Annotated in this window: 10 protein-coding genes; 7 read left to right on the top strand and 3 right to left on the bottom strand. The window is 35.6% G+C overall.

Translation table 11 applies throughout. The features are described from left to right. Positions 1-140 precede the first annotated feature (140 nt). On the top strand, positions 141-1016 hold the full coding sequence (locus FTU00_RS15190) for an SDR family oxidoreductase (RefSeq protein ID WP_078081115.1): 876 nt from the start codon (positions 141-143) through the stop codon (positions 1014-1016). Between the two features lie 91 nt (positions 1017-1107). After that, a complete protein-coding gene (locus FTU00_RS15185; RefSeq protein WP_180044481.1) occupies positions 1108-1419 on the top strand; it encodes an ATP-binding cassette domain-containing protein in 312 nt (103 codons plus the stop codon). On the opposite strand, the gene FTU00_RS15180 is transcribed toward FTU00_RS15185, so the two are convergent. After that, complete coding sequence (locus FTU00_RS15180; RefSeq protein WP_180179978.1) at positions 1412-2113, bottom strand: IS1-like element ISPa14 family transposase; 702 nt, start codon at positions 2111-2113, stop codon at positions 1412-1414. The two genes, FTU00_RS15185 and FTU00_RS15180, sit on opposite strands and share 8 nt — an antisense overlap. Positions 2114-2258: 145 nt before the next feature. Between FTU00_RS15180 and FTU00_RS15175 the strand changes: the two genes are divergently transcribed. Continuing rightward, positions 2259-2723: a hypothetical protein gene (locus tag FTU00_RS15175; RefSeq protein WP_004968108.1), complete on the top strand. Its 465-nt coding sequence runs from the start codon at positions 2259-2261 to the stop codon at positions 2721-2723. A 107-nt stretch (positions 2724-2830) separates the two neighbouring features. On the opposite strand, the gene FTU00_RS15170 is transcribed toward FTU00_RS15175, so the two are convergent. Beyond that, the gene (locus FTU00_RS15170; RefSeq protein WP_257227208.1) at positions 2831-3220 is read right to left on the bottom strand and encodes a LysR family transcriptional regulator; all 390 of its coding nucleotides are present in this window, start codon (positions 3218-3220) and stop codon (positions 2831-2833) included. A 286-nt stretch (positions 3221-3506) separates the two neighbouring features. On the opposite strand from FTU00_RS15170, the gene FTU00_RS15165 reads away from it, so the two are divergent. The 4 genes from FTU00_RS15165 to FTU00_RS15150 all read left to right on the top strand — a co-directional run bounded on the left by FTU00_RS15165 (position 3507) and on the right by FTU00_RS15150 (position 6069). After that, entirely contained in the window at positions 3507-3821 is a 315-nt protein-coding gene (locus tag FTU00_RS15165) for a hypothetical protein (RefSeq protein ID WP_180179977.1), read from the top strand. Positions 3822-4391: 570 nt separating this feature from the next. Beyond that, on the top strand, positions 4392-5345 hold the full coding sequence (repM, locus tag FTU00_RS15160) for a replication initiation protein RepM (protein ID WP_164543278.1): 954 nt from the start codon (positions 4392-4394) through the stop codon (positions 5343-5345). Beyond that, positions 5338-5913, top strand: a complete 576-nt coding sequence (locus FTU00_RS15155; RefSeq protein ID WP_180145358.1) for a plasmid replication DNA-binding protein — start codon at positions 5338-5340, stop codon at positions 5911-5913. The genes repM and FTU00_RS15155 overlap by 8 nt, the downstream gene beginning before the upstream one ends. Positions 5914-5925: 12 nt before the next feature. After that, positions 5926-6069, top strand: a complete 144-nt coding sequence (locus tag FTU00_RS15150) for a hypothetical protein (RefSeq protein ID WP_179994516.1) — start codon at positions 5926-5928, stop codon at positions 6067-6069. Positions 6070-6252: 183 nt separating this feature from the next. Here FTU00_RS15150 and FTU00_RS15145 read toward each other — a convergent pair whose 3' ends face one another. Then, positions 6253-6672, bottom strand: a complete 420-nt coding sequence (locus tag FTU00_RS15145; protein WP_001180106.1) for an SMI1/KNR4 family protein — start codon at positions 6670-6672, stop codon at positions 6253-6255. Positions 6673-6836: the final 164 nt, after the last annotated feature.

The raw sequence follows: 6836 nt of genomic DNA, 5'->3' as shown, positions 1-6836 counted from the left end.
TGATACCATTTTTCTTTATACTATCACTGAGGCAGGTTGGACATTTGATTGCTAGAGTTATTTGCATTTCTCTATTTTATCAAAATCCAATCGGCTTTTTCTTCAGCATACTTTTTGAAACACTACCGAGGAGATTATTTATGACATTTAATAACAATGAAAATACACGTGTGTGGTTTATTACAGGTGCAAGCAGTGGACTAGGATACGAATTCACAAAAAAAGCATTGGAGTCAGGAGAGAAGGTTGTTGGTGTTGCTAGAAATATTGAAAAACTGAATGAGTTAAAATGCCAGTTTGAAGGAATGTTACTTCCTTTAAGTCTTGATGTTACTGATAGAAGTGCTGTTTCGACTACAGTGGAAACTGCCATTAAACATTTTGGAAGACTCGATATTGTCATTAACAATGCAGGGAATATGGTAATGGGAATGATTGAAGAATTTAGTGAAGATGAAGTTAGAAGCCAAATGGAAACTAATTTCTTCGGTACAGTATGGGTAAGTCAAGCTGTTATGCCGTACTTGCGGGCACAAGAATCAGGTCATATTATCCAGATATCTAGTATTGGTGGACTGATTAGTGGTCCAATGTCGGGAATCTATAGCGCTAGTAAATTTGCTTTAGAAGGATTTAGCGAGGCTTTAGCACAAGAAGCTGCACATTTTGGTATAAAAGTATCTATCGTAGAACCTGGAGGTTACTGGACGAATCTATACTTAAAAATGAGTTTTACTACACAGAAAAAAGAGTATGATTCATTACGTGAAAAGTTGGCCCAACAATATTCAAACGAATCGGTGGATAGTGATCCTAAGTTAGCCGCCGAAGCTATAATGAAACTGGTTAATAGTGAGAATCCGCCTCTCCGATTAGTTCTGGGAAGCCTTGTATATGATTTAGCTGTTGAAAATGCAGAAAAACGTATATTTACATGGAAAGAGTGGGAATCAGTCAGTCGTTCTTCGGAACATGGGATTCCTGCACCAGAAGGATACGGAATAATTGAGGAATAGAAACCCTAAGAAATAAACTCTCTAAACTACAAAAACTAATTAATGATTTAATATGTTTATTAACTTAATCGCTAGAAAGGGAGGCGATTGTATGGAATTGATAAAAATGAGAGGAATAGAAAAATATTTTGGAGGCAAGCTTCTTTTTACTTTTGATAAATTAACTGTTTTTAAGAACGATATTATTGGTGTAGTCGGGTTAAACGGAAGTGGAAAAACGACGTTGTTGGAGATCATTAACAATGATATAGCTCCTGACAAGGGAAATGTTGAGGTTAAGGGAGATATCTCTTATTATAAACAATTCGGTCAATACCACGAATCAGTAGATTCTTGGCAATTGAAAGAATTTCGCTCCAGCTCAACAAGGTGGTGTTTCAAAAAGTATGCTGACATTAAATGAAGCCATTATTGATGTAAAAAAAGGTTAAGTCGAAAGCTTTAAAATGGTTTTCAATCTTTTTTGAAAAATTACAACTCCTTCTAAAACCGCGCCTAATTCGATGCCTTATTTTGCAATTATTACCTTCAATACCTACAGTAAAAAATTTACCAATACTTTGCTTGCAGTTTTTAAAAGCAGTTATGAAACTGTCCCAATGATCACTTGCAATTCGGGTGTAGTGAATACCTAATTGTTTAAGCTTTGCCTTCAATCGTTGAACTGTAGCTAAGTCTCTTTTACCCCAAACATAAGCAACAATCTCACCTGTTTCTCGATGGTAGGCGTAAATAAGCCATTGTTTATTATTTTTATTTCCCACAAAAGTCCAAAACTCATCAACTTCAAGAGACTCATAATGACTTTGTTTAGGCTGAATTTGGTAGGTCGATTCGGTTAAAGTACGTAAAACTTTACCGATACTGATTCGCTCAACTTCAGCGATATCTCGTATACCACTACCTCTGACCATCAACTGTAATATTTTTCGAGTAATGCCTGAATGACATCCTAGATAGCTCAGAGCATGGTCACCAATAAACTGACGTTTACAGTCTTTGCACTGATAGTTTTGTTTCCCATCTACTTTGATGCCATTTTTCTTTATACTATCACTGAGGCAGGTTGGACATTTGATTGCTAGAGTTATTTGCATTTCTCTATTTTATCAAAATCCAATCGGCTTTTTCTTCAGCATACTTTTTGAAACACCACCAAATGTCTATATCCTCATCTATAAACTTGTAAAAATTAAAAATTAATATTATCGTATTACTATCAAAAACAAAAATGGATTACATATGCTTCCAATGTTAGCTTCACAACTTCAACAGGAAACAGGTTGGCGAGTTACTAGCTGTGAAATTCTATTAGATCAATCTCATACAAATACTGATGAATCTTTTGGCAATATAGAAATAACATCAAAACATGGTATTACCTTATTTTTCGGGTTCACTTCATCTACCAATAAAAAAATAGAAATGGATGAAATCCGTATTTTCAATGCAGAAAATATTGAAGTTTGTATTGATGAAAATGATGCAAATAATGTTTTCGCTGCTGCTTATGATATTGTCGATCAAACAAATTGGCGAAAAATTGCAATAAATGCAAAATATGAAAAGCAGAGTAGAAAAGTTAAAAGTATAAGTTTTAATCGGGAAAGTGAGGCTGATCTTTTACACTTTGTAGAAAATCAAAAAGATTTTTCAAACTGGGTAAAAAGCAAAATTTTAGAAGAAGTAAGTAAATCTCATGGATGAAAAAAGGCTTACTTTCATGGGCTTTTTGATTATCGATTTAACATAAAATCTCTTATACGCAGTGGCGGCTAACGCCACTATACAAGGCAACAGACCATACACTTTTTTTAAAACTTGATCTTGGATCTTACTTTAGTCAGTAGCTGATCAAGCAAATTTTGATTTTTGGATAAGTCCAACAGTAAGCCATTTAATTTTGTTTGGATCTCTTTCGGATCAGTAACCTCACCACTCATAAGATTTTTCAACAAACCACCAATCTTGTTGAAATCCTCCTTTATGCTACGAATTTCCTGAAACGATTGAACATCTATCAAACTTTTGGGCTGATAGCTTAAACCCAAATCACGTGCATATTGAGAAACCGATAAATTAGCCTGAGCAGCATTTGCTTCAATCTGCTTTTTTTCTTCATCAGTTACGACCACTTTAATGATCTTTTGGCGTATCCGTTTTGGCTTTTTCTTTTCATTCATTTTCATCATTTCCATTGTCATTTGGCTATGCCAAAAGCTCCGCAGGACAAGATTCCACGTTGAGCTTGAAAAGCGAATAAGCAGGAGTAATGGGTGTCAAAATGCTAGCATGTTGACCAACATTACACATCTTGCCTGTTTCACCCTAACTATGTTTCGCACTTAATCGCATATAATCGCACATAAAAAAAATGAAAAGCTTATAAAATCCTATAATCGCACTTAAAAGCACATAGTTGCATATAAAAGCTCTTGATCGCATATAATTGCACTTAATCGCATAAAAAACAGAAATGAGGAGATCTGAATGGTTACTCGACATGGCGCAAAAAAATTTATCACAGCGGCTTTGCCTGAAATAGAAAAACGGTTAAAAGCGGGATTCACCGTTAAAGAAATACATGCCGATTTACCCGATCTCGCCAACCATATTTCTTACAGTGCGGTATTAAGAAATTTGCAGAAAATGGGCATTAGCGAAAAAACGCCGCACCAGGGGAAAATACATAACATTGAAGCTCCAAAAAATGAAACTCATAAAGAAAAAGATCAACAAAAGTTGATCAATCAAACCCCTTCTTTTTCTTATGATCCGCATACAGCAGGAAAAGATTTTATTTAAAAAACCATATGCTCTTTAAAACGCCTTTAAATGCGATGACAGCTCGATTAATAAAGAAAGATACAGAACGAGTGTCTACGAGTGAAATCGCTGAAATTCGCGCTTAGACTCTCTGAAAAACAGCTTTTTAGGCTGTGAAGCCTAAATAAGCGTAAATCACATGCAGAAAATTAAGCCTAGATCGAGCGTAGCGAGTAAAAAAGCTTTATGAGCGAAGCGAATTCATCGTGCTTTTGCTTTTTATTGAAGTCACAACGAGATCAACCAAAAATTGCCCCGACGAATCGAGTGAAAGCGAGATTCAATAGAGTTTGAGCGTAGCGAAAACCAAGGGCAATTTTTCCTTACCTGGGCTTTTAATTATTTTTAAAGTTTTTAAATGCTTTTAGACATGCTGAAAGCCTTTATTTACAACACTTTCAAAGGATATATGTCCACGTTTACCTTGCAATATGTCCACGTTTACCTTGCAATATGTCCACGTTTACCTTGCAATATGACTACGTTTACCTTGCATAAGTCCACAAATAATATTAACGTGTACTTATACACAATAAAAAATTAGTGGCTATGAGAGATTTAGTTGTAAAAGATAATGCCTTAATAAATGCTAGCTATAACTTAGATTTAGTAGAACAACGTTTAATACTATTAGCCATTGTTGAAGCACGTGAAAGTGGTAGAGGTATTAATGCGAATGATCCATTAGAAGTTCATGCTGATAGTTATATCAATCAATTTGGCGTACACCGCAATACAGCCTATCAAGCTCTAAAAGATGCTTGTAAAGATCTTTTTGCACGTCAGTTTAGTTATCAAGAAAAAAAGGCTAATGGGAATATCAGAAATGTTATGAGTCGCTGGGTTTCTCAGATTGCTTATAACGACAATGAAGCGACTGTAGACCTAATATTTGCTCCAGCTGTCGTTCCATTCATCACCAGGTTAGAAGAGCAATTTACGAAATATGAACTACAACAAGTCAGTAGCCTTAGTAGTGCTTATGCTATTCGTTTATATGAGCTTCTAATTCAATGGCGAAGTGCTGGTAAAACACCAATTATCGAGCTACAAGAGTTCAGAAAAAAATTAGGTGTTCTTGATAATGAATATTTACGGATGGCTCACTTAAAAGAACGTGTGCTAGAACTTTCAATTAAGCAGATAAATGAACATACAGATATTTGTGTAAAGTATGAGCAGCATAAACGGGGTCGCTCAATATCTGGTTTTTCGTTTAACTTTAAACAGAAAAAAAAGGACTCTCCACCTCTAGTAGATAGAGATCCTAATACTTTAGATTTCTTTACAAAGATGACTGATGCACAACGCCATATGTTTGCCAATAAACTTTCTGAACTTCCTGAAATGGGTCGTTATTCCCAGGGAACTGAAAGCTATCCGCAATTTGCTATTCGTATTGCTGAGATGCTGCAAGACCCTGACCGAATAAAAGAACTATACCCATACCTAAAAAAAGTGGGATATATGCCATCAAATAAAAAGGACACCGTAAATGGCTAAGTTATCACTAAGTGAAGTATCTAAAAAATTTCATGTGGATAGATCAACCATTTACAGAGCTGTACGTAATGGACGTTTATCACGCTCCAATGATGGACAATTCGATCTAGCAGAGGTCATTCGATGCTTTGGAGAACCTGAGCAAACACCTCAAAAAATTGAATCATCTAAGCAAGAAGGTGATGAATCTACAAAAAAACTTATTGCCCATTTAGAAAATGAAGTCAAAAAATACCAAGAACGTGAAGAACGGTTAATGCAACAAATTGACCGTATGCAAACACTCATTGAACTAAAAAGTGTTGCACCTGCCACAGCAGCACCACAACAAGATGCTACGGCATGCGACACCGACATGCCACAGCATGCGACAACACAACAAGACAATGATAATAAAAAGAATAATGAATTAAATGTTGCAGAAAATGTGGCAGTGCCACAGCAAGAAACTACGGCATACCACACCCAAACGCTACAGCATGCCACGTTGCAAAATGTGGCAGTGCCACAACACAAAAAACGTGGCTTATTTGGCCGTGTACTGAATGCTGTTTTTGATAATGACTAAGGGAGAAAGATCATGCCGAAACTGAAAGACATTGCCCTGGGCATTATTGTAGCCCCGCTGCTGATCCCGATCATGCTGATTGCATCGTACCAGGATCACAAGGCGCTGAAAAAAGAGCTGGATGAACGCCAAAAAGAAAAAGACCAGGCATCCTGATTATTCAATTGGGCTAATTAAAACTGTGAAACATTGATCACTTATTAGGCGTGGAACGTGATAAATCAAAGAAAAAGCCCAAGTACGCATACTTGGGCTTTCAACATCAATATAAGGCTATGATTTAAAACAAATAAAAAACAGCATTTCGTATAAGGTGTATTATGTTAATTTTAGAAATTCTTAATTTCCATCTATCCAAACTTGCTTGATCCAATCTGCTAAATCTTCCCACTGCTCATCGCTATATCCATCTGCTGTCCAATATCTAATTTTATGATTAGGAGATAGGCAATAATAACTACCATTATCTTCACAAATAGGTAGCCAATCTTCTGGCAGACCTTGCTCCCTAGCATCATTTAATATCTGAGATAGCCCTCGATAGCATTCTTTCTCATCTGTAAGAGACGCTAATTCAATTGTTCCATAAAAGATATTGCTAATCTCTTTCAAAACTTTTTTATAATCTTTTGGAAAAATAAAACCTATTTTTCGTTCATAAGCAGATATGAAAATATCATCAGGTAGTTCTATGTTTAGACGACTATTCCCAGATAGTTCTTTTAATTCTTGAATAATGTTATCAAGCTTATTTTGCATATACATTCTGCTCTATCGCATTAAAGTTCTTACTACAATTTAACATAATGGCTGTTATACGAAACGAGAGTGTTAGAACCCATTTAAAGTGTCTATATTCTCACCAATAAAAATGTCCGGTTTCTCCGAGGTAAAATATGACTTTTGAACAAAAATAAGCCATT

It is taken from the genome of Acinetobacter sp. YH12041 (genome assembly GCF_013419975.1).
GTDB lineage: Bacteria > Pseudomonadota > Gammaproteobacteria > Pseudomonadales > Moraxellaceae > Acinetobacter.
Note: the sequence above shows the minus strand (reverse complement) of the source record. Positions and strands in the feature narration are given on the sequence as shown.